We start from the raw sequence: 25910 nt of genomic DNA, 5'->3' as shown, positions 1-25910 counted from the left end.
ATTTAGGGCCGACAGGCCATTCTCCTCGGCCGGCCGTTGGTAGTCTTGTTGCTTCCGCCGCACTTGTCCAGCCCGATTGCGGGCGCCGCTCCGGGCCGCTATAGCTCCACCCGCCCGGCCAGCCGGCCAGTTGGCCGGCAATTCGATCGAAGAGGACAGTCATGACCACGCCCAACCTTCCCGATGATAGCCAGGCCGCGCGCATCGCGAGCCTCGAAGAACATGCCGCCCACCAGGCGAAGATGATCGACGAGCTCTCCGACCAGCTCGCCGACCAATGGCGTGTGGTCGAACAGCTCCGGACGAAGCTGGATCGGCTGACGGAACGGTTCCTCGTGCTGGAAGAGGGCTCTCTCGATGCCCCCGCGATCACCCGCCCGCCACATTATTGAAGGCTGGGCTGGGGCAGGACGGAATCGGCCCGTCTGCTTTCGCAAACGGGCCGTCAATGCCGCTTAGTAGGGGCAGGTCTCGTCCGACATGTAGTCGTGCACCTTGACCGCACCGCTGTTGATGTCGGCGCGCGCCTTGTCGATCGCGGCCTTCATTTCCGGGGTGATGAGCGGTGCGTTGTTGTCGTCCATTGCGACGTCGACGCCGCTTTCCTTGAGGCCGAGCACGTTGACGCCGGGCTGGAACGTGTCGTTCTTGGCGGTGGTGAAGGCGTCATAGACGGCAACGTCGACGCGCTTGACCATCGAGGTCAGGATCTTGCCCGGCTGCAGGCCATTCTGGTTGGAATCGACGCCGATGCCGAGCTTGCCGGCATCAGCCGCAGCCTGGAGCACACCGACGCCCGTGCCACCGGCCGCGTGGTAGACCACGTCAGAACCCTGGTCGAACTGGGATTTTGCGATTTCGCCGCCCTTGACCGGGTCGTTCCAGGCATCCGGCGTCGTGCCGGTATAGGCTTCGAGGACCTTGATATCCGGGCCGAGCGACTTCGCGCCGCCGATATAGCCACAGGCGAACTTGTGGATCAGCGGGATGTCCATGCCGCCGACGAACGAGACGGTCTTCGTCTTGGAGGCCATGCCGGCCAGGATGCCGGCGAGCCAGCCGCCTTCTTCTTCCTTGAAGACGATCGAGCGCACGTTCGGCTTATCGACGACCATGTCGATGATGGCGAACTTGGTGTCCGGATATTCCACGGCGACCTTCTCAAGCGCTGCGGACCAGGAGAAACCGGCCATCACGATCGGATTGTTGCCGTCGCCGGCAAAGCGGCGGAGCGCCTGCTCGCGCTGCGCATCATTGGCGATTTCGAAGTCGCGGTATTCGATGCCGGTCTCGGCCTTGAACTTTTCCGCGCCATTATAGGCTGCTTCGTTGAACGACTTGTCGAACTTGCCGCCAAGGTCATAGATGATCGCCGGCTTGATGTCCGCGGCGAATGCAGTGGCCGACATGGCAGCCGTGGCAAGAAGGGTCAGAAGGGTTTTTTTCATTGTGCAGCCCTGTTCGCTATTGATCTTATAGGGACCTTCCGCCTGGGCGCTGCAGGAGCGCGCAACGGAGCCACCGACCCTTTCCCCTGGGTCAGGCTGGCGGCATCCTTGCACGGCTCCGGGAAAAATTCACCAGAAATTTTTCAGTTGGTAAAAAATAGAAGCCGCCGCGAAGAGGGGTGGAAAACCCCATTCGCGGCGGCTCGAAAGGCAGGAATTCTGCGGTGCGATCAGCCGATCGCGCAGGCAACGCCTGTGCCGCGCAGGTTGCAGTAGCCGCCCGGATTCTTGGCGAGATATTGCTGGTGCACCTCCTCGGCGAAGTACAACGGCCCCGTCTTGGCAATTTCCGTCGTGATGCGATCGGTGCGCCCGGCCGCCGTCAGCGCCGCCTGATAGACGTCGCGGGCGCGGCGCGCGGCGGCGAGGTCCGCCTCGTCGTCGAGATAGATCGCCGAGCGGTAGGTCGTGCCGATATCGTTGCCCTGGCGCATGCCCTGCGTCGGGTCATGCGCCTCGAAGAAGGCCTTCAGCAATGTTTCAAGGGTGACCACCGTGGGGTCATAGACGACGAGCACGACTTCGGTGTGGCCTGTCAGTCCTGTCGTGGTCTCGTGATAGGTCGGGTTGGGCGTGATACCGCCGGAGTAGCCGGCCGCCGTCACCCACACGCCGGGGATCTTCCAGAGCAGCCGTTCAGCACCCCAGAAGCAGCCCATGCCGAGCAGCACGGTCTTGAAGCCCTCGGGATAGGGACCCTGCAAGGCGCGACCATTGACGAAATGGGTGGCGGATGTGGGAATGGGCTGGTCGCGGCCGGGCAGGGCTGCATCGGGCGCGGGCATGGTGGTCTTCTTGTTGAACATGTCGATCAAGAACATCGTGGCCTCCTGGCCGGGCCGCAAGCATAGGCGGCGGTTTGGGTTCAGGCAGTGAAGCGGCCTGCAACGGGTCGACGCTTGTAGGCGATCACCCAGAAGAATAGCGAGACGCCGAGCAGCACGGCAAAGGCCGGCTGGGACAGGACCCACATCGCCGCAGGATCCCAGGCATAGGGATGGAGGTTGCGCATGATGCCGTCGGCCACGAGTGCGATCGTCTCGGGGCTCGCCGTGCTCCAGGCAACCGCCAGCGGCGTCACCACCGGCTCGGAGGCCGAGACGGACTGGATCGCGTCGATCGTTCCCGCCATCACGGCGATGACCAGCGCAATCAGACTGATCGCCTTCAGGATGAACCGTATCATCGCGCACCCTTCCGGTATCGCCGCCGAAGCCTCGATTTAGCTCCGCTTTCTTCCGCCTATAAATAGGAAGACGGCCAACCTTCTGCAATCCTTCACAGTGCCGGACGAAAGAACCTTCAAAAAACTGTCAGAAAGCGGTTGATCCCGCGTGAAACCTCGGTATATATCGCGCCGTCTCGCCGGAATGGAAACAGGAAAGCGACCCGCGCCGGATTGACCACCGGCAGCGAGCGGACGGACAGGTGGCCGAGTGGTTGAAGGCGCACGCCTGGAAAGTGTGTATAGGGGAGACTCTATCGCGGGTTCGAATCCCGCTCTGTCCGCCATTTTTCCTTTTAATGTATTGTTTTGTTGTGTTTTTTGGCTCGCTGGATTGAAGGCGCCCTCAATTCGCCCCACATTTTTTTGTGGCTTGATTTGTGGCGACCTGCGGAGCGAATACCTACTTGCTTGTAAAGCGGCCAGCTGATCCTCGACCTTCCACTTAGTCCGCGCCCGCTGTTCCCAATGCCAATTAATTCTGTGTACCGCGGCCCGTAAAGGGTCACGCGACCTCGGTGGTATGACGAACGTATTGCTCTTCAGCTAGGGCGCCGGACCGCATTGCGATCCGGAGCAGAAGGAACAGCATGATGAGAAAAATTGAAGATCTCGTACTGCAGAAATCAAAACCCAAGCGGATCGGAAGAATGTCGAGCAAGTCATGGGATTGCGCCGCGGAAATAATCAGCGTCGTACTTACACAGAAGCTTCTGGCCTGCAAACAGTGCAGGTAGTGGCGCTTCACACTTCTGGCATGAAAGACTCAGGAGTGTTGGCGCTGCTAGACAAGCGAGTGAAGGAGGTCAGCGCCTTCGGCATCGTTGAACGCTCGTTGCACTACGGAGAAGCGATGGACGAAAATCTGTCGCCGGCCGAATCTGTGCAAATGCGCATAGTCATGTGGAATTCGGAATTGAGTGCCGTCGCAGAATTTTGCGATCTCTACAGCAGCATGGCTGAGGTATCGCATGACTACATTTTACGCGCGGCAACGTACCGGGATGCGCCTGTCGCATAGGCCATCGAGTGGATCGCTCAGTATGCTAAGTCCCCTATAGCGAATTATGAGGAGAGTGTGATCCTGACCTTGCGTTTGAACTTCGGCAACTCACAGTGCAACTTGAGCAAGACGACCTCTACAAGGTGCCTTGTTCTCGCTGGCGCATGCGGCGGAAGCGTCTCGGCCGTCGCATTGGTTGCGAGCGTCTAGCCAATTTTATTTTGGCGCATGGCAGTGGTATCAGAGTCAAGCAGGCAGTAGTCAATCATCCGTAGTGGCCATAGAACTAGAAGTCGTAATGATATGAAAGCTCGGGGCGGATCAACTCCGCCACACAATCAATGCTGGCCTTCTCAGATCAGGAATGTCGCCGTTAACGTATCAGAACAGCGCCGGATGTAAGCTCATTTTCCATGGCGACTTTGGGGCCGGAAGTGGACTGTCGGCAATCAGCCGCATGAATATTGAAAACAGTCGTTCGGCTGCTGACCCAATCTTCACTGCCTCCGCGTGAACCCGCGTCCCGTTTTCCGCTGCTCCTTACTCAGTTCCGTCGCCTTCGGAAAACTGCCCCAGCGCATGGGGGTTGGTGACCGTGACCGATCGATAGGTGTAATCCACCCAACCTGCGGCAGCAAAGCGCCGCATGGCCATGTTGACCTGTTGCCGCGACGCATTCGCCATGACGCCAAGTTCGCTTTGCGACAATGGAATCGGCACATCCCCGAGCCAGCCGGCCCGTTGGAGGACAGAGGCAATTCTCCGACCAACGCTGCGCTTCTGCAAGTCATGAACGATGCGAATAAGAGCATCAACGGTAAATACAGTGTTCAGTCCCACGGCACGCAATACGTTGGGATCGCGAGTCGTCATCTGCTCGAGGGCATCGAGCGGAACATGCATCATCCAGCAGTCGCCAAGGGTCCTTAGTTCGATCCGGCGTGGCTGGCCGGTGAGGAACGGGCCTTCTCCCGTCCATGCACCCGGAATCCCGAGATGGATCAGACGAGGGACCGCGTCGGGCGGCGCGGAATTGATCGTCAGCGAGCCGGTGACAAGCCCGTACATCCCGCCGGTGGGATCACCATAACGATAAATGACCTGATCGGGAGCAAAGCGCTGCAGCCGTGCATTGCGCAACAACTCCGTCCGGAATGGCTCAGTCATATTCGCAAGCCAAGTGCCCGCGCGCATGATTTGCTCGGCCTTCTCCCGTGTTAAATCCAACATTGCCCCTCCCACGTCGCCAAAATCCGGACAGAATACCCTTCACCAACCGAATACAAAGCAATCCAGTATTCACGCTCCTGTCACGGTGGCAAAACAGCAACCGGGGGACGGTATGTGATTTATGCTTTTTTCGCAGATTGTCCGGATTCGAACAATCTGGTGCCGACGCGTATGCAAAGTTTTCCCGAGGGTGATTATTCTAGGGTGGATTGCACAAGCGTCGATTGCTGAAAAGAGGCTGAAACTCTTTAAATTGCGCCACACTGTTCCAGGTAGGCAACGGTGGCGCCGTCAGCAAGCTTGCTAGGCCTTCCTGTTAATTCTCTCCAAGACGGATCTGAGAAAGAGACTGGGAGAAGGCAATGAATTCTGCAATCAGGAGGCGACCTCCTTTCGTAAATATTAAGTACCCCAGTGGTGAGTTCGCGTTTATTTCGGCTTTTTCTCTGCTCGTCACATTCTGCTGCGGCAATGCCTCGGCTCAGGAAACGGCTGACGATCTTTCGCAAAAGCTCGCCAATCCACTTGCGAACCTGATCAGCGTTCCCATCCAAAGCAATTTCGATTTCGGAGCGGGCGCGGATGGCAATGGTTTCGCCTACACCATGAATATCCAGCCCGTCATTCCGTTCGCATTGAATGACGACTGGAATCTTATCACACGCACCATCATTCCCGTCGGCTATCGTGATTATCTGCCCGGCGGCGATGTCGGCGGTCTGGGCGACATCACTGCAAGTTTCTTCCTTTCGCCGAAAGATCCGGGACCAGGCGGTTTGATCTGGGGTGCTGGTCCAGTGTTCCTGTTGCCCACGGCCACAGACGAGTCCTTGGGCGCGGAGAAGTTCGGCATCGGACCGACCGCGGTCGGGCTTGTTCAGCAAGGCCCTTGGACAGTCGGGGCGCTAGGCAATCACATCTGGTCAGTCGCCGGGTCGGAGAGCCGGGCGGATGTCAGCGCGAGCCTGCTACAACCGTTTGTTTCCTACAACTTCGGTCACGGGACCTCTGCTTCCTTGAGTGTCGACTCGACCTATGACTGGACTAACGATCAATGGACCGTGCCAATCAACTTGGGCGTGACGCAGGTCTTCCAGATCGGCACGCAGGCCATGAGCTTCCAGATCGGTGGAAAGTACTATGCAGATGCACCTCCCGGAGGTCCCGAATGGGGAATCCGAACGACGTTAACATTCCTGTTCCCCAAATGAGTACGTCGCGCATTTTGAACCAAACTGATTTCTCGTAGGAAAGCGTCATGAACGTTCGGAAAGAATTCGCACTCGCATTGTTGCTCGGTGTCCTGACGGGTGTTCCCGTCCACGCAGCCGATATCGCACAGCCAGTCTTGATTCCCGAGGCCAAACCAGTTGGCGACAGCGGATGGACCTTTGCTGCTAGTCCATATTTCTGGGGTGCTGGCATGTCCGGGAATGTGGGGCAATTCGGTCTTCCGGCCGTCCATCTGGAATCCGACTTCGGCGACATCCTGAAAGACCTCGATTTTGCTTTCATGGCCATCAGTGAAGCCCGCAACGACCGATTCAGCATCTTTGGGGACGTGATGTACACCAAGATCTCGACCGGCTCCGGCACACCCCTGGGCATCGCTGCAGGCAGCGTCGACCTCACGTCGGAGACTTTCGCGGCTCTGGTAGGAGCAGGGTATTCCGTGTTTCAGGACGGACAGAGCAATCTCGACCTCGTGGTCGGTGCCCGTGTCTGGCACGCTAGCACGGAGATCTCGTTCAATGGCGGCCTGCTGGATGGTGTTTCGGTCAGTGACGGTGAGACCTGGGTCGATGGCATGGCAGGCTTTCGCGGCAAGTACTCTCTGACCGAAAACGTCTATCTGAGCGGCTGGGGCTTGATCGGCGCGGGGCAGGCGGATCTCGACTGGGATGTCGCCGCAGCCATCGGCTACCAATTCAACGATCGCATTTCAGCCGTGGCGGGATATCGAGCGCTGGGTGTTGACTACAGCAAGGACGGCTTCGTGTTCGATGCCGTTCAGCAGGGGCCGATCCTCGGCATGGTCATGCACTTCTAACGCTACGGACAGGGCAGCTTCTGCTGCTCCAGCAATTCAATCAAGGAGGTTTCAGTGCCCCGAAAAAAAATATACTTCTCGACGATTGCGGCGACGGCGCTGCTTGTTGCCTTGCCAGCCGCCGCCGATTCGACCGTCGTCAATAGCGACAACTTCATTCGTGCCGAGAGCGATCTCTATTTTTCAGCCGTCGTTGCCGCCGGCCGCTTCGGCAAATTCGACCATGACCGCGAGATGACGCCTCTGCACAAGCAGGCAATCATCCGTATGAACCGCGACACACTCTATTCCTCAGCCGTGTTCGATCTCGATGCCGGGCCGGTAACGGTCACGCTGCCCGATACTGATGGGCGCTTCATGTCGATGCAGGTCTTCGATCAGAATCATTATACCCACGGCGTCCATTACAAGCCTGGCACCTACACCTTCACCCGTGAGGAGATCGGAACGCGCTATGTCTTTCCGGGCATCCGCATCCTTGTCAATCCTGAGGACCCCAAGGACATGGCGGCGGTGCACGAACTGCAGGACAAGATCACGGCTGAACAGCCTGGCGGCCCCGGCAAGTTCGAGATCCCCGACTGGGATAGCGCCAGCCGCGACAAGACCCGCACAATCGTCCTGCAACTGGGCGAGCCGCTGCCGGATACGCGTGGCATGTTCGGGGGCAGGGATCAGGTTGATCCGGTTCGCCATTTCATCGGCTCGGCCTTGGCTTGGGGCGGCAACCCTGAGGAGGACGCCCTGTATCTGAACCGTACGGTGGCCACGAACGACGGCAAGACCGTATATCGCGCCAAGGTCGCCGACGTGCCAGTCAAAGGCTTCTGGTCAATCAGCATCTACAATGCCAAGGGATTTTACGAGCCGAACGCGTTGAATGCCTACACGGTCAACAATCTCACCGCCGCCAAGGACGCCGACGGCGGCGTGACCGTCCAGTTCGGCGGCTGCGACGGAAAGATCGCCAACTGCCTGCCGACGCCGGAGGGCTGGAACTACATGGTCCGCCTGTATCGGCCCGAGGCAAGCATTCTCGATGGAAGCTGGAAATTTCCTGTTGCGGAGGAAATGAAATGAAGCGCCGGACCTTTCTTGCAGGCACCGTGGCAGTGATGGCATTGCCATCACATTCGGCATTCGCACAGGACAACATCCGGGCCTCAGCCCGTGAGGCCTACATCTACACCTATCCGATGGTGAAGAACTACCTCACGATGTATCAATATGCGCTGGAACCGGGCGGCAACCAATACAAGGGGCCGCTCAATACGCTGGCCAGCATTGCTCGGGTCTATACGCCCGAGGATACGGCCATCATCACGCCGAACTCGGACACGCCCTACTCCTTCATTGTCTTCGATCTAAGGGCGGAACCCGTCGTCGTGACGATGCCGCCGATCGAGAAGGAACGCTATTACTCGCTGCAATTGATCGACCTCTATACCAACAATGTCGACTATCCGGGGACGCGGGTCGACGGCAATGATGGCGGCGATTTCCTGATCACCGGCCCCGGCTGGCAGGGCAATGTGCCGAAAGGCATCACGCGCGTCATCGAAATGCCGACCATGCTCGCCATCGGCATCGTCAGGACGCAACTCTTCTCGCCTGCCGATCTCGACAAGGTGAAGGCAATTCAGGCAGGCTACAAGGCCACGCCCCTCTCGACCTATGCCGGCGGCCAAGCGCCCGCGGCTCCGCCATCGGTCGATTGGCCGCCGATCTCCGACGAAAAGATGCTCTCGAATTACTGGTCGATTGCTGCCTTCCTGCTTTCCTTCGCCCCCCCTTACCCCGGCGACGAGGCGCAGCGGGACAATCTCGCCAGGCTCGGTATCAGGCAAGGCGTGAAGTGGCCGGGAGCGGATGTCCCGCCCGATAGGCTAGCATTGATGAATGCGGTGGCGGTCGCGACGGAAAAGGAAATTCGTGACAATGCCGGCCGTCTGACGGATTCATCCAAGCTGTTCGGCACGCCGGAGGTCATGAAGGGCCAGTACATGGTTCGTGCCGCTGCCGCGCAAGGCGGGATCTACGGCAATTCCGTGCAGGAAGCGCTCTATGTCATCTATGTCTTCGACGGAACGAAAGCGGTTCTCAACGGTGTAACGGGAAAGTATACCCTGACCTTTACACCGGAGACGCTTCCCCCGGTCGATGCATTCTGGTCACTGACCATGTATGACAGGCCAAAACAGTTGCTTGTCGACAACCCTATCGATCGCTACCTGATCAACTCTGCGATGCTTCCCGAACTCAAGAAAAATGACAAGGGAGATATCATCCTCTATCTGCAACACGAAAGCCCCGGATCGTCATTGGAAGCGAACTGGCTTCCCGCCCCGAGCGAAGTCTTCTATGCCGTCATGAGACTCTACCTGCCCAAGGCGGAAGCACTGGACGGACGCTGGACACCGCCGCAGATCGAAATCGCGCTCTAGTCGAGGTTGGCGCTTGCTCGCCAACGCATACTAGTCGAATGCGCTGTATCGGGATCGTGTATCCGCTGTTGGCGCAACTACGATCCGCATTGTTACGGTGTCATGTCCGCTTTGCAGCAACAGCGACCGGTGGCTCGATGACCACTATGAGGGTGCGAAGCGGTCGCCAGGTGGTCACCTCAACCATCAGGGTACGCTTCGGCGTGGCGTCACCAGCTGGGGAGGTTGTTCGGTAACTTCCGGTTGACCGGCGCTATTTGTGACAGGGTAGTTTGAGCCTTGCCCGCATTGGATACGCCCGCGTTCGTACCGTCGATCAAGACCTAGAAACCCAGCTCGCCAAGCTGAAAGCGGAAGGCTGCGGCATTATTCGTTCGGAGAAGGTCTCAGGCGGTAGCCGTGACGGCCGCGCCGAACTGGCCACCGTGATCGAGTTCCTGCGCCTCGGCGACGAACTGGTCGTGACCCGGCTCGACCGACTGGGGCGCGATACGCGCGACGTGCTGAACATCGTACACGAGTGCGCGCAACGCGGCGCGTTCGTGACCGTGCTTGACTCTCACGTCACCACACGGGGCGATATGGGTCAAATGGTGCTGACCGTACTGGGCATGGTCGCGGAGATGGAACGCCGCTTCATCAAGGAGCGCCAACGCGAGGGCATCGAGAAGCAAAGCGGGAGGGTGTCTATCGCGGTGGCGTGGCCCGGATCGATCGGCAGGCCGTTTTCGAGGCACACGCCGCTGGGGCCGGCCCTGCAGAAATCGCCCGCCGTGTAGGTTGCTCGCGAATGCAGGTTTATCGTATTCTGCCGCCGTAGATTAACCGGCAGCCGTTCAGTCGTCCCGGCACTTTCTTGAAACGTAGGAAGGCCGATTGATATGAGAATTCTGCATGCACAAAGAAAACAGAACGCTTCCACCCGATGAGCTGAACATTCAGGCATCTGCAGGTCAGGGGGCGAATTCTATTGATGTCTTTTTTGACGCCTGTTCGCCAATTTTTGCAGCCGAACTTTCCGATCGATCCGAAAACAGCGAATTTTCAGTTTCACTAAAGGGAATTCAAATGGGCGCGCTCGTCATGAGCGAGGTTCATATGGCGGGTGGTCGCTATGATTACAGTCGCGATCTCCCGCGTGTTGCCGCAACGGGCCTCGATTTGCTATTTGTCCAGATCATTACCGGCGGCAGCGATACAAGGTTGGTCGGCGGGAGCGAGGTGCATTCTCGACCAGGCGATATCTTTGTCGCAGACCTCACCCGCACGATGCGGACACGCGCGGAAAATTGTTCAAACTTCAGCTTTGTGCTGCCGCGCTCCGCGTTTGGCGGCCGAGAAGCTGAAATCGATCGGTTCCACGACCGCCACCTTCCCAGTGGAAGCGTTGCCGCTACGGTCCTTGAGAACCATATTCGCTCAATATGGTCTCAACGTCATATAATCCGCCCTTCAGATATTTCCGGCCTGTCAGCTGCAACGGCCGGCCTTCTTGGCGGGCTTCTCTCAAACGATGGGGACCGCAGGAGAGACGAGGCCGGCGAATGGTCGCCGAAATACGTTCAGATCTGCCAGTTCATCGACCGCAATCTATCGGATCAGGACCTCAATCCAGACAGTCTAACACGCCGTTTTCACATATCGCGCGCGGCACTCTACCGCTTGTTCGCACATAGCAATGGCGTTGCCGACTACATTCGTGAACGCCGACTGAGGAGAGCTTTCAGGCAGTTGACGACGCCCGGCCATGCAACGGTCGCCACCATCGGATTTGCATGCGGCTTCCAGAACCCTTCGAGCTTCATCAGGGCGTTCAAGAACCGGTATGGGATTACGCCCGGAGAGACGTTCGAGGCGACCCAGCTTCGTTATGCCGAGGAGGCTAAGCGTGAAAACCAGCTTGAAAGTTCACTTCTGCGAGGGTGGCTGGAAGATGCAGATCGTGGATAGTCCAGTTCTGCGCAAGCCTCCCCCTCGCTCCGTTGCCATTGTGGAACGGTATCACAATATGAAATCTCCTGCCTTCAGATTGATGATGGCATCGATGTGAAGAACAAAGTCGGCTTTGCCGTTGCCGTCGATGTCGCCATAAACATAGGTGTCTGCCGCCGTTTTTTCATAGCGTAGTTCGCCTGCACTATTGGAGAACTTGTTAGTGCCGATGAAGCTGAACGCCTGATCGCCTGTTTTCTTAAGGTTCGCGTCGATCGCTGCAAAATCGATGACATCCTTGTCCTTCTGCGAGAAATCGAAGATCGTGTCCGTCGCCGTCTTCGATGTGCCAACTTCATTCACGGATCGGAAGACGAAGCGGTCGCTGCCTGCTCCCCCATACAGATCGTCGAAGCCGAGCCCTCCGATGAGCCGGTCATTGCCGGCACCACCAGAAAGAAGGTCATTGGCGGCGCCACCGTCGATTACATTGGACTTGGCGTCGCCTGTCAGCTTGTCGGCATAAGACGAGCCCGTGAGGTTTTCGATCGAGGAATAGGTGTCGCCAATGGCATCGCCTTTGTTGAGCCCCGGTTTGATAAGACTTGCAACGACACCCGCCGTTGTACTGACATAGGATACGGTGTCCGTGCCGTTGCCACCAACAAGACGGTCGGCGCCAGCTCCACCAATCAGCAGGTCATTTCCATCACCGCCTTCCAGCGTATCATTGCCTGCGCCGCCATTCAGCACATTCGCTTTGGCATCGCCAATCAGCTTGTCGCCATAGGAGGAGCCGACGAGGTTCTCGATGAAGGAATAGGTGTCGCCCTTGGCATCACCCGTGTTGATCGACGCATTGGTAAGGCTTGCCACCACGCCAGCCTTCGCGCCAGCATAGGAAGCGGTGTCGTTGCCATTGCCGCCGAGAAGACGGTCGACACCGGCTCCACCGTTTAGAACATCGTTTCCGTCCCCGCCTTCCAGCGTGTCGTTGCCGGCATAGCCATACAGCGCGTCGTTCCCGGCCAGACCAAGCAACCGGTCCATGCCGATGCCGCCCTTCAGCACCTCCCCCTTGGCTGTGCCGCTGATCGTTTCCAGGATATCCGTGACCGTGATGGTGAAAACCTTCGTCACCTTGTGCACACCGTCAGAGACTTCGATCGTCACCGTGTCCTTCTGCACTTTCTCGTAATCGATCGCCTTTGCCGTCACGAGCTTGGCGCCAGATAGCTTGAAGAGGCCTCCCGCGGTATCCAGGAGCTTGTAGCTAAGTGTTTTGCCCTCGGGGTCCTTCGAGGAAAAGGTGCCGACGACAGTTCCGATCGCGACATTCTCCTTCACCACGGTTCCGGCAAGGGTCGGGACGGAGGGAGCCTCGTTGACATCCTTCACGCTGATGGCGATTGCCTGCGTGTCGATCAGCTTGCCATCACTGACCTGCACGATGATGTCGTAGACGTTGTTCTTGCCGCTGTCCTTCGGGATCTCGTAATCGGGCGCAGCCTTGAAGACGAGCGCTCCAGTGCCGGCATTGATCGTGAACAGCGCTTTGTCGGCGCCGCCGACGATGGAATAGGTGAGCTTCGCCGCCTCCGCGTCGCTCGCCTTGACCGTGAAAACGCTCGTTGTGTTCTCAGCAATCGCTACGCTGGCCGTGGCGCCGCCGCCGTTGGAGGTAATGACGGGGTTGTAGTTCACCGTATGGTTGGTGAGGTCATATGTGAGGTTCGAGAAGGTGATCGACGTCAGGCCTGTGATACCATCGACACCGGCAGCGACAAAGGCTTTCAACTCCGCGTAAGTCAGTGCCTTCAGCTCCGTGGCCGTCATGTCGATTTCGATACGATCGACACCGGCTGCGGAAAGTGCATCGCCTGCCACCTTAGCAAACGTCTTCGCGTCGACATAACTGAGCTTCACCGTTACCGTATCTGCCGCCGTAAAGCCGATGCCGGCGTTCACATAGGTCTGCGCGGCGGCAAGCGACAGCGTCAGCTTGTTGTCGGACGCATCAATTCTATCGACGTTGATGGCGGCGAACCCCACGACATCGAGCGTGTCCGGATCGCTGAGCGTAGTCGACGATGCGCTGACGGAGACCGTGTCGGCTTCATCGAAGACCATCTGGAGGGCAGCGAACTGGTTTGCCTGCGCGAGGCTTAGCGTGACCGCGTCGTTGGTCACATCCACTTGAGTTACACCCCTGCCGCCGAGGGCCGAAATATTAGAGAGAGAGAGCCCAGCAATCGCAGAGCCCGTATCGGCCAACCGGACGACATCCACGCCCATCGCGCTGTAGGCAGAAAAATCCGCATTGGATGCGAGGATCAGATTTGCAGCTGTGTCCGTGAGGCGAGTGATGAAGCCGGTGCCCAGCGGCAGCCCGGATGATCTAACGGTCTCCGATGTGGCAATCGTCAGATCCAAGGCGGATGCCGCAGTGGTGATCGCAACAGCGCCGAAAGTCTTCGCGAGTGTGAGCTCGCTGGCACTGATCGTCAGCAGGGACGCTGTTGTCACCGACAGCAGAACTCTGTCGTCACTGGCGAAGACGGCGTTGACCCCGTCATATGCTTTGATCGCGGAGATCGACAAAGCAACCTCGTTATCCGTCGTGTTGAGTGTGGTGATGCCTAGGTCGGATAGGTTGGCGATCTGGGCGACGCTGAATGCTTCGAAATTCTCCCCGGTATCGGCGATCGTGACCTTGCCTGAGAAGGCGTGAATTCCGATGCCATGCTGCGCATAGGCGTCGAATTGCAAAACCGTGATGGTAAGCGCCTGCGGCGCAATCACACGGGCGACGCCTAGGGCCGCCAGATTGGAAATATCGCTCGCGCTTAAACCCTCCACGATTTCGACGGTATCGACGACATGGACGAAATCGTCATTGGCAAAGCTAATACCGGCGGTGATAAATGCCGTTGCCTGCGCGACAGACATTGTCATCGGCGTATTGTCGGACAAATCGATCTTCGTAACGTTCATTTCGCCAAGGCGAGTGATCTGCTCGGTGGTCAGACTGGTGATATTGGATGGGTCGTCGCTGACCGTCAGCACGTCTGAGGCGGCGAAACGCAAACCGAAGTAGTCGACAATCTGAAATGCCGCTGTCGAGAGACTGACCGCGTTCTCCGCAATGTCGACGACCTTCATGCCGAAAGCGGTATAGAGATTTAAAAAGTTTGCCGATTGCGTGAACTGCGCAAAGGTCATGTTGACCGTTAAGGCATCTCCGGCCGCGAAGTTAATACCGTGGCTGACAAGGGCGTATGCCTGATCATAGGACAGGGTGGCAACGTTGTCGCTCGCATCGAAACCGGTAACGCCAAGAGCTTTGAGCTTGGCAATATCAGTGACGGAAAAGTCGTCCAGCGCTGAGCCGGTGCCCCGCACGGTCACCGTTTGCGCGCTGCCGATATGTAGACCCGCAACCGCTATCAGCCCGGCCGCAACCGCCTGATCCAGCGTAACCGCCCCGCCGTCGGAAATCGTGATGGTGTCGATGCCAAGCTCATGAAGATTGGCGACGTCCGAAAGTGTTAGTGACGAGATCGTGGATGCCGTACCGCTCAAGGTCGCAGCGTCGGTGTCGTGCTGGAAGACCCGAGTATAGTATTTCGCGTCGGTGCTATCATGCCACGTGATCGCAAATCCGCCGCCGGCAAGCGCTGTAATTTTCTGGTATTGCTGAAAGCCGGCTTCGTTGACGTTGATTTCCAGTTCTCCGCCGACCTTTTGGCCGTTGGCATCGAAAACCTGCGCGTTGATCTCCTTGTAGCTGCCGTTATTTTCGATGTCTTCAGACCAAACGATCACATAGCCTCCACCCTTCAGTCCGACGATCTGCGGATCGTACTGATTGCCGACCACCGTCGTATTTACGAGTGATGGCGAACCGATCTTGTTGCCGGTGGCGTCAAAAAGCTGGGCGTAGACGCCCGCTTGCTGTTCCGAGGCGGCGGACGGATCGTCCTGATTAAACCATGTCCACGTTACGACGTAGCCGCCATCCTCGAGGGCCGTTACCTTGGGATCGCCTTGTGCATGCTGGTCCGAATTTACGGTAATCTCGGAACCGATCTTTACGCCCGCGCTATCGAAGAGCTGCATGGCGATCGTATCAGTGGGCGAAATGCTTAGCCAAGCGACGACGACGTTTCCATTGGAAAGTGTAGTGACGGACGACGGTCCCTGATACCATTCGGTCGTCGTGTTGATGACGAAGGTTTCGCCGACCTTGGCACCCGAGCCATCGATAATCTGCGCAAGAACGCCCTGTCCGTCCTCATCTCGCCCGGCCCATATGATCATGACGTTGCCATTGGCGAGTTCGATCGTGTCGGTGAATTTGACACCTTCGTCAAAGATTGTGGTGCCCGTGAAGAAAGCCGTTGTCGCTAGCGTCTGCGCTTGGCCCAGAAGCTGTCCGTCAGCATCGTATCTGAGGGCTGCCAGCACCTTGCCGGAACTTGTGAATTGATAGGTAGTGACAATGTAACCGCCGTCCGAGAGACCGGTAACAGCGGGAGCGTAGCTGCCTTGTGCTGAAGTGAGGGCGGCCGGGGTTCCGGCAGCAATGCCATCGGCGTCATACCGTTGGGCGTAAACGGTAGTATTGCTGTGCGACCAGACAACCATGTATCCGCCATCCGCCAGCGCCGAAATGCTCGCCTGCCCTTCACTGGACAAGGACTGGCCGCTGACCACCGTGGCAGCGCCGCTCGTATTGCCGCTTGAATCGTAGTGTTTAAGGTAGATTCCATACCCAGAACCAGCGAGAGCCCCCCGATAGACGACGACATAGGCCCCATCGGCCAAGCCGAGAATGGATTGTCCAGCCGCACCGCCTCCCGGAAAATCGCCGACAAACACATCGCCAGATGTCGCTGCACTCCTTGTCTCATACTGGGTGCAGGCGGCGATATTCTGAGCAGCGAAGGCGTTGACCTGTGCGAGACTGAGCGCAAAGCCCGCATCCGTCGCCAGAACTTTCGAAACGCCCAGCGATTTGAGGTCGGCGATTTGCTGCACGCTCATCGCTGCGATGTCGGCGGCGCTGTCTTTGATCAAGATCGTATCGTTGCCGGCAAAGCGTACGCCCTGCCCGATCAGATCCAACGCCTCGTCGAGTGTGAGCGTGGCCCGGTCGTCGTTGAGATCGATGGCCTGCTGACCGGACGTGGGAATACGGGTGAGAATATCGGCGTAGCTCGTCATCGCGTTTGCTCCCCACACCCAACTTGCTGTCAGGCGCTTGAGTTGGTGCGCAGCCGAGATTTGGCAAAATGGCGGCGCGGAAATGAAACAACTGAAATCATTCAGATATCTCGACACAGCGTCGCGCGCTGGATTTTGAATTGCTCCAGCGTCTCAGATTGTCCACAAACTGTCTCGCGGTGTTCGGAAGGGCGTGTTCCTCTTGATGGCAAGGAGGCAAAAGAAGCAATGCGGACACTCTGATCCGGAAAGGAAGGCGCGTTATGTGATCCCGGTATTACGGGGTCGAAGTCGAGCCAGCGGCAGCAGCCTTCCTCTTGCCCGAGCGCCAAGCGAAGAACGCCATGGCGGCCATGCCGAGTGAGGCGAAGCCCCAAATCTGAAGATCAGGGAACTTGGCCGACCCGGCAATGGCGAGCAGCCCAGCCAGAGTGAAGGTGACGATGGAGACGATCGGCAGTCCAAAGGCGAAGGCCCCGCCGACGAACAGCAGCAGGCCCGCCAGAATGCCGAGCGCCCCGGCATCGCCGCCCGCCTCGTTGCCGATCATATGGGAGGCTGTACCAACCCCGTGCAGGATTGCAGCAGGACGAGGAGGCCGAGCATGAGGCCAACAATACCGATTGCGATTTTCATACACGGTCTCTCGATGTGGTTGACGGTGAGGCGGCGCGGACTAGGTCCGCAGCAAAGCCGCTTTGGTCGAATTGAGTAGGCGTGGGTTTGTGGGGTGCTGAGCTTTGGCTGGGGCGGTTGTTGGCGGCTAACCCGCATTCGCCTGCTGGCGGGCCTGTACGAGCGATTGTGCGCCCTTGCCGGCCTGCCCCATGCCGAAGCGATTCACACCCGGCGTCGAGGGCTGGCAGTAGAAGACCAGCAGGACCAGTGCGCCGATGCCGCCGACGATCACGACGAGCGTGAACATCCAGAATTCGGTTCGGGTCGCCCGTCCCTTGAAGTCAAAATAGCGCCTCATGGCGTCGATGTAGGCATTCATCAGAGATTGTCTCCCGTTCGTGTCGAAGTTGAATAAATAAGGGACTGACAGTACGTCGATTGCCAAACCTCTGATGTGGCTCATGTCCTCGGCATGGACACGCGCAGCACCATCGGTTGAAACCTCCGCCGCCTTCGGGTGGCAAAGGGCCTTTCGCAAGAAAGGCTGGCGCTGGAGTCCGGTATCGACCGCGCCTATGTCGGCCGGGTCGAACGCGGTTCGGAGAACATGACCGTCTCGACTTTGGAGGCTTTCGCCAATGTGCTGGACGTGCGGGTCTCCGCCCTGTTCAGGGATGTCGATTCAAGCGAGCCCGAGCCCGCACCACTGAAGGCGGGCAGGAAACCCAAAACTCCGAAATGAAGAAGCCCGCCGAGGGCGGGCTTGCTGGGTGCGGTGACGATCACGGTGGCCGACATCAGTATTCATCCGCCCGCATGACGGTCATGACGCGCATGGTGAAGGCCGGGTCAGTGGGATCGGGTGCGGCATGGCGAAGGTCGAGGTCGTAATAGTCGATCTTCCAGAAGTACCGCACGCCCTTTTCCGACCAATTGCCAATCCCTATGAACCGTTGTCGTGCGGGTCTTGCCGCGCGGCCTTCAGCTTGTGTCCGACATCGACAATCGCGCTCAGGGCGGGCACCAGTTCCTGTCCCAGGCCTGTGAGAGCGTATTCGACGGACGGTGGCGTGGTTGGTTGGATCGTGCGCGTGAGCACGCCGCGGCTTTCCAGTTCGCGCAGGCGCTGCGAGAGCACTTTTGCCGATACGGGCGGAATATCGATGCGCAGTTCGCTGAACCGGCGGGGGCCCGCGCGCAGGTGCCAGATGACGTTCGGTGCCCAGGCTCCGGCGATGATCGCCATGCACTCGGTCAGCAGGCAGGGTTCCGGCGGGGGCGTGCTGCGGTTCTTTCGGATCTTGAGGCTCATGATGCGCACCGGTTACCACGGAGAAACGAGGATATGCGGTAACCCATAGAAATCAGGTTGGCAATGGAAACCAAGGTCAATAGCCTTGCGCCGTTGTCAAGGAAAGGTTTCCCCATGTTGCTTTATTTCAAACCCGGTGCCTGCTCGCTCGCCTCCCGTATCGTGCTCATCGAACTCGACCTCCCCTTCGTAGCGATGGCGGTCGATACGCAGGCCGGCACCACGAAGGCTGGCGCCGACTATCGCCGCATCAATCCCAAGGGCTATGTGCCCGCGCTCGAGGTTGCGCCCGGCGTCATCGTCACGGAAAATCCGGCTGTCCTGCAATATCTGGCCGATCACGTGCCCGAGGCCGGGCTTGCGCCTGCGGCAGGAACGCTCGACCGTGTCCGCCTGCAGGAATGGCTGAACTTCATCTCCGCGGAACTGCACAAGGCGTTCGGCCCCTATTTTCACGGCGACGTTTTGCAGGGGCCTGAAAAGGCGCGGGTGGAGGCGACGCTGCTGCGCCGTATCGACGACGTGGAAGCCGGCCTTTCCGACGGGCGGTCGTTCCTGCTCGGCACGGTTTTCTCCGTCGCTGACGCCTATCTGTTCGTCGTGCTCAACTGGGCCAGTTTCATCGGCGTCGATCTCGCGCGCTGGCCCTGCATCAGCGCCTTCATGACGCGGATGCTGGCGCGACCGGCCGTGCGCAAGGCCCTCGCCGCGGAAGGCCTCCTGCAGGACGAGGCGGCCTGATGAGCAAAGCGTTCCAGGACATTTGCGTGCTTCTGCAGGACTATTTCGACGCGCTTTATTTTTGTGACGTCGAAAAATTGCAGCGCGTGTTCCATCCGAGAGCAATCTACGCGACGGCGGACGAGACACCGCTTCTCTACCGCACCATGGCGGAATACGTGCCGGTGGTCGCCGCCCGGCAATCGCCGGCGTCCCGCAACGAAGCCCGTCGCGATCATGTCGACGCGATCGACATCGCCGGCGAGAACACCGCCGTGGCACGCGTGCGCTGCTCGATCGGCACCCGGGATTTCGTCGATTTCCTCACGCTCGTGCGCACGGACGGGCAATGGCGGATCATCGCCAAGGTCTTCCAGATTCTGGAACGGCAGATACAGGAGTAATGCAATGCCTTACGTCAATATCAAGATCACCCGCGAGGGCGCGAGCCCCGCGCAGAAGGCCGAACTGATCCGCGGCGTGACCGATCTTCTCGTGCGGGTGCTCGACAAGAACCCCGCCACCACCTTCGTCGTCATCGACGAGGTGGCGATGGAGGATTGGGGCGTCGGAGGGCTTCCCGTCGAGGCCTACCGCAAATCGCTCACGACACCCTCGTAACAGCCCATACCGGCGTGCAAGGACGCCGGTATGGCACCCTTTTTCAGGCAAGCCATGCCGGCAAACGCGGCGGGACGCGGCCGGTTAGAGCGGCCTCGATGCAGTCGGCGAGATTGCTGAAACGCACGGTGCGGCCGGACAGGCCCGGGCCGTAATGGGCGTATTTGCCGGAGTTGGTGATGAGGGCGCGCGTCGCAGTCGGGAAGACGGGCTCGGAGATCGAGCACCAGCAGAGGTCCGGCAGCACTTGCACGCCGCTTGCCCTTAGCCGGGTCAGCACGTCGCCGGCTTCCGCCATGATATCGCGGCCGGCGGTAACGATCACGGTGACATCCTTGTGCCGCTTGCGGTCGCCAAGCGCATCCGCAAGCGCGCGACACTCGGAGAGGGATGCATGCGGGCTGCCGATGGCGACGAGTTCGACCTCGTCGGGGCCATCGTTGAACGTGGTCCAGACATCGATCATGTCGGCGCGGGTGATGGTCGTTGTGTCGGCCTGCGCTGCGGCCGCACCGTCGGCTTCGGGCGTCACACCCTCGATATGCAGCATGGGCGCCGCGGAGGTGGTACCGAAGGCGGCGCAGAGGGCCTTGAGGTCGTCGCGCGTCGGCCTGGCGGCGGCAAGGCCGCGCAGCAGCGGAATGCGGTCGGGCGCGGCGCGGCCGGCGAGATAACCGACGAGCGGCCAGAAGGCATCGTCGATATTTTCCGGCAGATCGACGTCGATGATGCGGCGCGCCTTGCGGTGTTCATCGAGATAGACGCCCGAGAGCGGCGCGCGGCCGGTCAAGGCGATGCAGAGATCGAGGAAATCGGGGTGTTTTGCCGTACGGGCGCCGAGCACGGTGTTGGCGAAGATCACGGCGTTGGATTCGGCCCAGGCGATTGCCTCGCCGGCTTTTGGCGCGCTGTCGAGCAGATAGGGCGAACAGGTAAAGGTCGGGCGACAGCCCATGCGGACATAGGCATCGGCAAGGCGTGCGGCCGGGTCGCCGAAATCGTGCGGCACGCCCTGCGCCTGCCAGTTGACGCGGTCGACGGAAATGGCGTTCATCGTGGTGGGGATGCGTACTGTCGCACCCATCTCGGCCATCTTTTCCGCGAAGGTGAGGTTGGCCGGGCTGGCATAGATGCAGCCGTCGATATGGCCCTGCATGACGTCGATGAGCTTTTCCGCGCCCTGTTGCGCGGCCATGGCGACGGTGATGCGCAAGGCAAGCTGCACGGCGACGCCGTCGCGGCCTTCCAGCATGGCACGGTCATCGGCAGTCAGGTCGAGAGCGGCCGTCGCGGGGGGCGCGACGGGGATCGTCAAGCCGTCGGCCTCAATGGCTGTATCGCTGATCCGTGCGCTCTTCGCGCGACAGAGTGCGGCATAGGCATCATGGGAAACGCGCAACACCGGAAGCGACTTGCCGAACATTTCCGCGGCGATCAGCGCGCCGAGCGTCAGCACATCCTCCGCCTCGCTGAACACCAGCGCTGCCGGTGCGCGGCCGGTGAGGGCGAGATCGAGCAGCACGCCCGATCCGGTGCAGGAGCCGCGGCTCGAGGGCATCATCAGGATACCGCCGGTGATCGTGATGCCGTGCAGCGGGTGGTGCACGTCGATGACCTTGCCGGTGGCCGGATCGACGCCGCCCCAGAAACTCAGCGCCTCGCCGGCCGCGATGACCGGGCCGGAGGCGGTGCCGGCGAGAATGCTGCGGGCGGAGAGATCGGCCATGGAGCGGCTCCTGTGCGGTTGGACCTTGTCAGAAACGTTGCGGCGAGAAGGCGGCGATGTCGATGGCTGTCCGGTCGTTCGTCAACAGGTCGGCGACGAGCCGCGCCGTGCCCGCCGACTGGGTGAGGCCGAGATGGCCGTGGCCGAATGCATAGACGACCCGCGGCGTCGCGCGGGCGCGGCCGATGGCGGGCAGGCTGTCGGGTAGCGACGGACGAAAACCCATCCACTGCACGCCGCCCGCAGGCTTCAGGCCGGGCAGGAAGCTGCGGGCCTTTTCCAGCATGGCTTCCGACCGGCGGAAGTTCGGCGGTAGCTTCAGTCCGCCAAGCTCCACCGCGCCGCCAACGCGGATGCCGGTCGAAAGCCGGGTAACGACAAAGCCGTGGCCGCCGAAGGTCACCTGCGTGCGCAGGTCGAAGGCGTCAGGCGGCAGCGTCGTGTTATAGCCGCGCTCGGTTTCGAGCGGAATGGATTCGCCAAGCGAGCGCGCGACCTGATGGGAGAAGGCACCGGCCGCCAGCACGACGTTTTGCGCGCGCAGCGTCCGACCGTCAGCCGTGCGGATTTCCACGCCACCCTCGATCGGGTGCAGGCTGGAAACCTCGGCGCGTTCGATTGTGCCGCCCTTGGCGCGAAAATGGTCGGCGAGCGCCAGCGTATAGAGTTTTGGATCGGCGATCGAATACCAGCCGGGCGTGAACGTGCCGTGCGTGAAGCGGGGCGCAAGGCCGGGCTGGATGTCCGCCATGGCACTTGCGTCCATGTGGCGGAATTCGACGCCGTGCGCTTCGCGCGCCTTCCAGCCGGGCAGCGAGGCGTTCAGCTCGGCCTGGCTTTCATAGACCTGGAGGTTGCCCTCCTTGCGCAGCATCGTGATCGTGCCGGTCTCGGTGAGGAAGGGCTCCAGCGCCGCCTTGGAGAGGTCCATCAGCGCGGTCTGCGCGGCGGTGGAATGGGCAACGTGCCTGGCCGAGCAGGCGCGCCAGAAGCGGAACATCCACGGCGCGATCTGGAGAGCGTAGGACGGCGGGATGCTGAGCGGCCCGAGCGGATCGAGCAGCCATTTCGGCGCCTTCTTCAGGATGCCGGGCGAAGCGAGCGGCAGGATGTCGGTAAAGGCGAAAGCGCCTGCATTTCCGGCAGAAGCACCGGCGGCCGGGGCCTCGCGTTCCAGCACGGTGACGGAAAGGCCGCGCGCCTGCGCGGCAATGGCCGCCGAAAGGCCGACCACGCCGGCGCCGATGACGACGACGCCGGGCTCGATATCTGTCTTCATGATGCTCTCAATGCGTGGCGGCGAGGAAGGTCTGCAGCTCGGGATCCTTCGGCGCGCCGAACAGCTGTTCCGGCGGTGCGATCTCGGCCATCACGCCTTTGTGGAAGAAGGCGACGCGGTCGGAGACTTCGCGGGCGAACTTCATTTCATGCGTGACGCAGATCATCGTCATGCCTTCGGAGGCGAGCATGCGCAGCGTGTCGAGCACTTCGCCGACGAGCTGCGGGTCGAGCGCCGAGGTCACCTCGTCGAACAGCATGTAGGCCGGCGACATGGCGAGCGCGCGGGCAATCGCCATGCGCTGCTGCTGGCCGCCGGACATGCGGTTCGGATAGACCTTCAGCTTGTCGCCGAGACCGACATGGGTGAGCTGCTTGACGGCCATGGCCTCGGCTTCGGCCTTCGACTGGCCGAGCACCTTGACCGGCGCCAGCATGACGTTTTCCAGCACCGTCAGGTGCGGGAAGGCGTTGAACTGCTGGAAGACGATGCCGAGCTTGCGGCGCAGCTTGTTGAGGTCCGTCGCCTTGGCATGCACATCGGTACCGTCGACCACGATGCGGCCGGCATCGATCGTCTCGAGACCGTTAATGCAGGTGAGCAGCGTCGACTTGCCCGAGCCCGAGCCGCCGATGATGGTCAGCACCTCGCCCTTCTGGACGGTGAGGTTGATCCCCTTCAGGACTTCCAGCTGGCCGAAGGATTTGCGGACGTTTTCGATCTCAATCATTGGGGGACCACCGTTTTTCGAGATAGCCGCCAAGCCGGGCTATGGGGAAGCTGATGATGAAGTAGATGGCGCCGCAGATCAGCAGGATGAACAGCGGCTCCTGCAGGCGCGTGACGAGGATCTGCGAGGCGCGCAGGAGCTCGATCAGGCCGAGCCACAGAACCAGCGCCGAATCCTTCATGACGCCGAGCGTCAGCCCGATCCAGGCGGGCAGCGAGACGCGGGTGGCGAGCGGCGCCACGATGTAGCGCATGTCCTGCCACCAGGTCATTCCGAGCGAGCGGGCCGCGCGGCGCGTCGTTGCCGGCACGGAAGAAATGCCACCACGCACGATTTCGGTGCAGTAAGCGGCCGTATAGAGCGACAGCACCACGCAGGAGGTGGTGAAGGGCGCCCAGCCGAGCTTCATGATCGATTGCGCCGCGTTGCCGAGCACGAGCTGGATGAGCAGCGGCACGGAGCGGAAGATATCGAGCAGGAAGGTGATCGGTAGCGACCAGTAGGGGCCGAGCTGGTTGCGCAGCACGCCGAAGAAGACACCGAGAATGGTGCCTGCGAGGACGGAGACGGCGGTGACGGCAAGCGTCATCGCCGCGCCCTTGGCGAGGAAGCCGAGATCGGCAAGCGTGAGAGCGGTATCGAACATGGGTTACCCTCTCAGTAGCGGAACATGCGCGTGGCAGCGAGGCGTGCTGCCAGCGTCACGGCCTTGGCGATCAGGTAGTAGATGACCGCCGCGAGCGCGAAGAATTCGAAGGTACGGAAGGACACCGCGTTGAGCGACTGGGTGACGCCGGCCAGATCCGTGTTCATGCCGACGGTGACGCCAAGCGAGGTCATCAGGATTGCCCAGACCATCTGGTTGGTGGCCGGCAGGAAGGCGATGCGCAGCATCTGCGGCATGACGATATAGCGGAAGGCCTGCAGCGGCGTCATGCCGAGCGAACGGCCCGCACGCGTCTGCGTATCGGGGATCGCCTTCAGCGCGCCGCGAAAATTTTCCGCGAGATAGCCGGCATTGTTGAAGGCGATACCGACGAGCAGCGCCGTATAGGGGCTGAGGTGGATGCCGAAATTGCCGAGGCCGAAATGGGCCATGTAGATCTGGAAGAGGGCCGGCGTGTTGCGTGCGACCTCGACCCAGGCCGTGGCGAAGCCGTTCAAGGCGCGGTTGCCGGACAGCCGGAAGAGCGTCAGCGCGAGCGCGACGGCAAGGCCGATGGCCATGGACAGCAGCGCGATCTGGAGCGTGACAAGCGCGCCTTCCAGCATCTGCGGCAGGGCCTTGAAGGCCTGGTTCCAATGGAAATTGTAACTGAACATTGCCGTCCCACCCTTCGGAAACGATCAGCGGCGCGGAAGAGGCTCCCGCGCCGCCTTCGAAACGGCAGATTAGCGATAAACGCCGTTGATCGAAAGGGACGGCACTTCGCCGCCGACCCACTTTTCGTAGAGTTCGTTGTAACGGCCGGTGCGAACCTGCTGGTTGATGAAGAGGTTCAGGTAGTTGATCAGGCCGTATTCTTCGCGGTTGGTGAAGAGCGCGACATAGTCGATGTCGTAGGGCGCGTTGCCGACGACCGAGACGCCGGCGAACTTGCCGCTCTTGACGTTGGACTGGGCAACCGTCGAGGTGGAGACCGTGGCGTCGATCTGGCCCTGGCTCAGCGCGAGGAAGACGTCAGCCTGGGTCTGGTACGGACGGAATTCGCCGGCACCCCATTCCTTGACCGACTTTTCCAGCGCGATGGCTTCGAACGTGCCGGCGGTGGCCCCGACGACCTTGCCCTTCATGTCTTCGAAGGATTTTACGCCCGACTTGTCGTTGGCCGTGACGGCCATCTGGAAGGCGAAGTAGGGAACGGTCATGCCGACCGTCTTGGCGCGTTCCAGCGTGTCGGAGGTCGAGGCGACGCCGACATCGACGCGGCCGGACATCAGGGCCGGGATGCGCTCAGGGAAAGGCGTTTCAACGATTTCGGCTGTGACGCCGAGCGCCTTGGCGAGATCGTTGCAATAGTCGACGTCGAAACCGATCGGGTTGTTGCTCTCGTCGCGCGCGCCCATCGGCGGGAAGTCGAGAACGACGGCGCAGCGCAGCGTGCCGGACGAGATGATGTCGTCCAGCTTGTCGGCCTTAGCCGGGCTGGTCAGAGCGGTGGCGGCCACGAGGCCGAAGGCGAGGACCGAAGTCTTCTTCATAACTCTCTCCCTGGATTGGTCTGTCGATTCAGCCGGCGAGGTCCGTCCTGCGCCAATGCGTAAACCGGCCTTAAAATACAACTA

Annotated in this window: 26 protein-coding genes, 1 tRNA gene and 1 pseudogene; 13 read left to right on the top strand and 15 right to left on the bottom strand. The window is 60.3% G+C overall.

All coding sequences use genetic code 11. The features are described 5' to 3' along the window. Positions 1-161 precede the first annotated feature (161 nt). Positions 162-392, top strand: coding sequence for a SlyX family protein (locus tag ACT6VE_RS19100; protein WP_444800098.1), 231 nt, complete (start codon positions 162-164; stop codon positions 390-392). A 63-nt stretch (positions 393-455) separates the two neighbouring features. Here the strand turns inward: ACT6VE_RS19100 and ACT6VE_RS19095 are convergent, their stop codons facing one another. The 3 genes from ACT6VE_RS19095 to ACT6VE_RS19085 all read right to left on the bottom strand — a co-directional run bounded on the left by ACT6VE_RS19095 (position 456) and on the right by ACT6VE_RS19085 (position 2694). Then, the gene (locus tag ACT6VE_RS19095; protein WP_444800097.1) at positions 456-1448 is read right to left on the bottom strand and encodes a BMP family lipoprotein; all 993 of its coding nucleotides are present in this window, start codon (positions 1446-1448) and stop codon (positions 456-458) included. A 230-nt stretch (positions 1449-1678) separates the two neighbouring features. Further along, complete coding sequence (gene msrA, locus ACT6VE_RS19090) at positions 1679-2329, bottom strand: peptide-methionine (S)-S-oxide reductase MsrA (protein ID WP_444800096.1); 651 nt, start codon at positions 2327-2329, stop codon at positions 1679-1681. Between the two features lie 44 nt (positions 2330-2373). Further along, positions 2374-2694, bottom strand: a complete 321-nt coding sequence (locus ACT6VE_RS19085) for a hypothetical protein (RefSeq protein ID WP_444800095.1) — start codon at positions 2692-2694, stop codon at positions 2374-2376. A gap of 236 nt (positions 2695-2930) precedes the next feature. On the opposite strand from ACT6VE_RS19085, the gene ACT6VE_RS19080 reads away from it, so the two are divergent. After that, positions 2931-3020 (top strand) — tRNA-Ser (locus tag ACT6VE_RS19080). A gap of 377 nt (positions 3021-3397) precedes the next feature. Further along, the gene (locus tag ACT6VE_RS19075) at positions 3398-3754 is read left to right on the top strand and encodes a hypothetical protein (RefSeq protein WP_444800094.1); all 357 of its coding nucleotides are present in this window, start codon (positions 3398-3400) and stop codon (positions 3752-3754) included. Positions 3755-4276: 522 nt separating this feature from the next. Here the strand turns inward: ACT6VE_RS19075 and ACT6VE_RS19070 are convergent. Continuing rightward, complete coding sequence (locus ACT6VE_RS19070) at positions 4277-4966, bottom strand: Crp/Fnr family transcriptional regulator (RefSeq protein ID WP_444800093.1); 690 nt, start codon at positions 4964-4966, stop codon at positions 4277-4279. Between the two features lie 362 nt (positions 4967-5328). Between ACT6VE_RS19070 and ACT6VE_RS19065 the strand changes: the two genes are divergently transcribed. The 6 genes and pseudogenes from ACT6VE_RS19065 to ACT6VE_RS19040 all read left to right on the top strand — a co-directional run bounded on the left by ACT6VE_RS19065 (position 5329) and on the right by ACT6VE_RS19040 (position 11410). Beyond that, on the top strand, positions 5329-6177 hold the full coding sequence (locus ACT6VE_RS19065; protein WP_444800092.1) for a transporter: 849 nt from the start codon (positions 5329-5331) through the stop codon (positions 6175-6177). A 47-nt stretch (positions 6178-6224) separates the two neighbouring features. Continuing rightward, the gene (locus ACT6VE_RS19060) at positions 6225-7016 is read left to right on the top strand and encodes a hypothetical protein (protein ID WP_444800091.1); all 792 of its coding nucleotides are present in this window, start codon (positions 6225-6227) and stop codon (positions 7014-7016) included. A 111-nt stretch (positions 7017-7127) separates the two neighbouring features. Then, positions 7128-8096, top strand: coding sequence for a DUF1254 domain-containing protein (locus ACT6VE_RS19055; RefSeq protein WP_444800090.1), 969 nt, complete (start codon positions 7128-7130; stop codon positions 8094-8096). Beyond that, positions 8093-9460 carry a DUF1254 domain-containing protein gene (locus tag ACT6VE_RS19050; protein ID WP_444800089.1) on the top strand — a complete coding sequence of 456 codons (1368 nt, stop codon included), beginning with the start codon at positions 8093-8095 and terminating at the stop codon, positions 9458-9460. Before ACT6VE_RS19055 ends, ACT6VE_RS19050 begins: the two co-directional genes overlap by 4 nt. 272 nt (positions 9461-9732) lie before the next feature. Beyond that, positions 9733-10280: pseudogene (locus tag ACT6VE_RS19045) on the top strand (recombinase family protein). A 74-nt stretch (positions 10281-10354) separates the two neighbouring features. Further along, on the top strand, positions 10355-11410 hold the full coding sequence (locus ACT6VE_RS19040) for an AraC family transcriptional regulator (protein ID WP_444800088.1): 1056 nt from the start codon (positions 10355-10357) through the stop codon (positions 11408-11410). Positions 11411-11461: 51 nt separating this feature from the next. Here the strand turns inward: ACT6VE_RS19040 and ACT6VE_RS19035 are convergent, their stop codons facing one another. The 3 genes from ACT6VE_RS19035 to ACT6VE_RS19025 form a co-directional block, all read right to left on the bottom strand. Then, the gene (locus ACT6VE_RS19035) at positions 11462-16618 is read right to left on the bottom strand and encodes a hypothetical protein (RefSeq protein WP_444800087.1); all 5157 of its coding nucleotides are present in this window, start codon (positions 16616-16618) and stop codon (positions 11462-11464) included. A gap of 277 nt (positions 16619-16895) precedes the next feature. Beyond that, complete coding sequence (locus ACT6VE_RS19030) at positions 16896-17168, bottom strand: hypothetical protein (RefSeq protein WP_444800086.1); 273 nt, start codon at positions 17166-17168, stop codon at positions 16896-16898. A gap of 213 nt (positions 17169-17381) precedes the next feature. Beyond that, a complete protein-coding gene (locus ACT6VE_RS19025; RefSeq protein ID WP_444800085.1) occupies positions 17382-17615 on the bottom strand; it encodes a DUF805 domain-containing protein in 234 nt (77 codons plus the stop codon). Positions 17616-17753: 138 nt separating this feature from the next. On the opposite strand from ACT6VE_RS19025, the gene ACT6VE_RS19020 reads away from it, so the two are divergent. Further along, complete coding sequence (locus tag ACT6VE_RS19020; RefSeq protein ID WP_444800084.1) at positions 17754-17978, top strand: helix-turn-helix domain-containing protein; 225 nt, start codon at positions 17754-17756, stop codon at positions 17976-17978. A 55-nt stretch (positions 17979-18033) separates the two neighbouring features. Here the strand turns inward: ACT6VE_RS19020 and ACT6VE_RS19015 are convergent, their stop codons facing one another. Next, entirely contained in the window at positions 18034-18177 is a 144-nt protein-coding gene (locus ACT6VE_RS19015) for a DUF3768 domain-containing protein (RefSeq protein ID WP_444800195.1), read from the bottom strand. Positions 18178-18179: 2 nt separating this feature from the next. Then, positions 18180-18548: a winged helix-turn-helix transcriptional regulator gene (locus tag ACT6VE_RS19010; protein WP_444800083.1), complete on the bottom strand. Its 369-nt coding sequence runs from the start codon at positions 18546-18548 to the stop codon at positions 18180-18182. Between the two features lie 114 nt (positions 18549-18662). Between ACT6VE_RS19010 and ACT6VE_RS19005 the strand changes: the two genes are divergently transcribed. The 3 genes from ACT6VE_RS19005 to ACT6VE_RS18995 are packed head-to-tail and all read left to right on the top strand — an operon-like array spanning position 18663 to position 19889. Then, the gene (locus tag ACT6VE_RS19005) at positions 18663-19289 is read left to right on the top strand and encodes a glutathione binding-like protein (RefSeq protein WP_444800082.1); all 627 of its coding nucleotides are present in this window, start codon (positions 18663-18665) and stop codon (positions 19287-19289) included. Next, entirely contained in the window at positions 19289-19672 is a 384-nt protein-coding gene (locus ACT6VE_RS19000; protein WP_444800081.1) for a nuclear transport factor 2 family protein, read from the top strand. Before ACT6VE_RS19005 ends, ACT6VE_RS19000 begins: the two co-directional genes overlap by 1 nt. Before the next feature lie 4 nt (positions 19673-19676). After that, positions 19677-19889 carry a tautomerase family protein gene (locus ACT6VE_RS18995; protein ID WP_444800080.1) on the top strand — a complete coding sequence of 71 codons (213 nt, stop codon included), beginning with the start codon at positions 19677-19679 and terminating at the stop codon, positions 19887-19889. Positions 19890-19932: 43 nt separating this feature from the next. Here the strand turns inward: ACT6VE_RS18995 and lhpI are convergent, their stop codons facing one another. The 6 genes from lhpI to ACT6VE_RS18965 form a co-directional block, all read right to left on the bottom strand. Beyond that, positions 19933-21615, bottom strand: coding sequence for a cis-3-hydroxy-L-proline dehydratase (lhpI, locus tag ACT6VE_RS18990; RefSeq protein WP_444800079.1), 1683 nt, complete (start codon positions 21613-21615; stop codon positions 19933-19935). A gap of 28 nt (positions 21616-21643) precedes the next feature. Then, on the bottom strand, positions 21644-22894 hold the full coding sequence (locus ACT6VE_RS18985) for an NAD(P)/FAD-dependent oxidoreductase (RefSeq protein WP_444800078.1): 1251 nt from the start codon (positions 22892-22894) through the stop codon (positions 21644-21646). A 7-nt stretch (positions 22895-22901) separates the two neighbouring features. After that, positions 22902-23624, bottom strand: coding sequence for an amino acid ABC transporter ATP-binding protein (locus ACT6VE_RS18980; protein ID WP_069060376.1), 723 nt, complete (start codon positions 23622-23624; stop codon positions 22902-22904). Continuing rightward, positions 23617-24270, bottom strand: coding sequence for an amino acid ABC transporter permease (locus ACT6VE_RS18975; RefSeq protein WP_444800077.1), 654 nt, complete (start codon positions 24268-24270; stop codon positions 23617-23619). The genes ACT6VE_RS18980 and ACT6VE_RS18975 overlap by 8 nt, the downstream gene beginning before the upstream one ends. A gap of 11 nt (positions 24271-24281) precedes the next feature. Next, on the bottom strand, positions 24282-24947 hold the full coding sequence (locus ACT6VE_RS18970) for an amino acid ABC transporter permease (RefSeq protein ID WP_444800076.1): 666 nt from the start codon (positions 24945-24947) through the stop codon (positions 24282-24284). Positions 24948-25016: 69 nt separating this feature from the next. Beyond that, positions 25017-25826, bottom strand: a complete 810-nt coding sequence (locus ACT6VE_RS18965) for an ABC transporter substrate-binding protein (RefSeq protein ID WP_444800075.1) — start codon at positions 25824-25826, stop codon at positions 25017-25019. Between the last annotated feature and the right edge of the window lie 84 nt (positions 25827-25910).

The organism is Shinella sp., assembly GCF_052438155.1.
Classification (GTDB): domain Bacteria; phylum Pseudomonadota; class Alphaproteobacteria; order Rhizobiales; family Rhizobiaceae; genus Shinella.
Note: the sequence above shows the minus strand (reverse complement) of the source record. Positions and strands in the feature narration are given on the sequence as shown.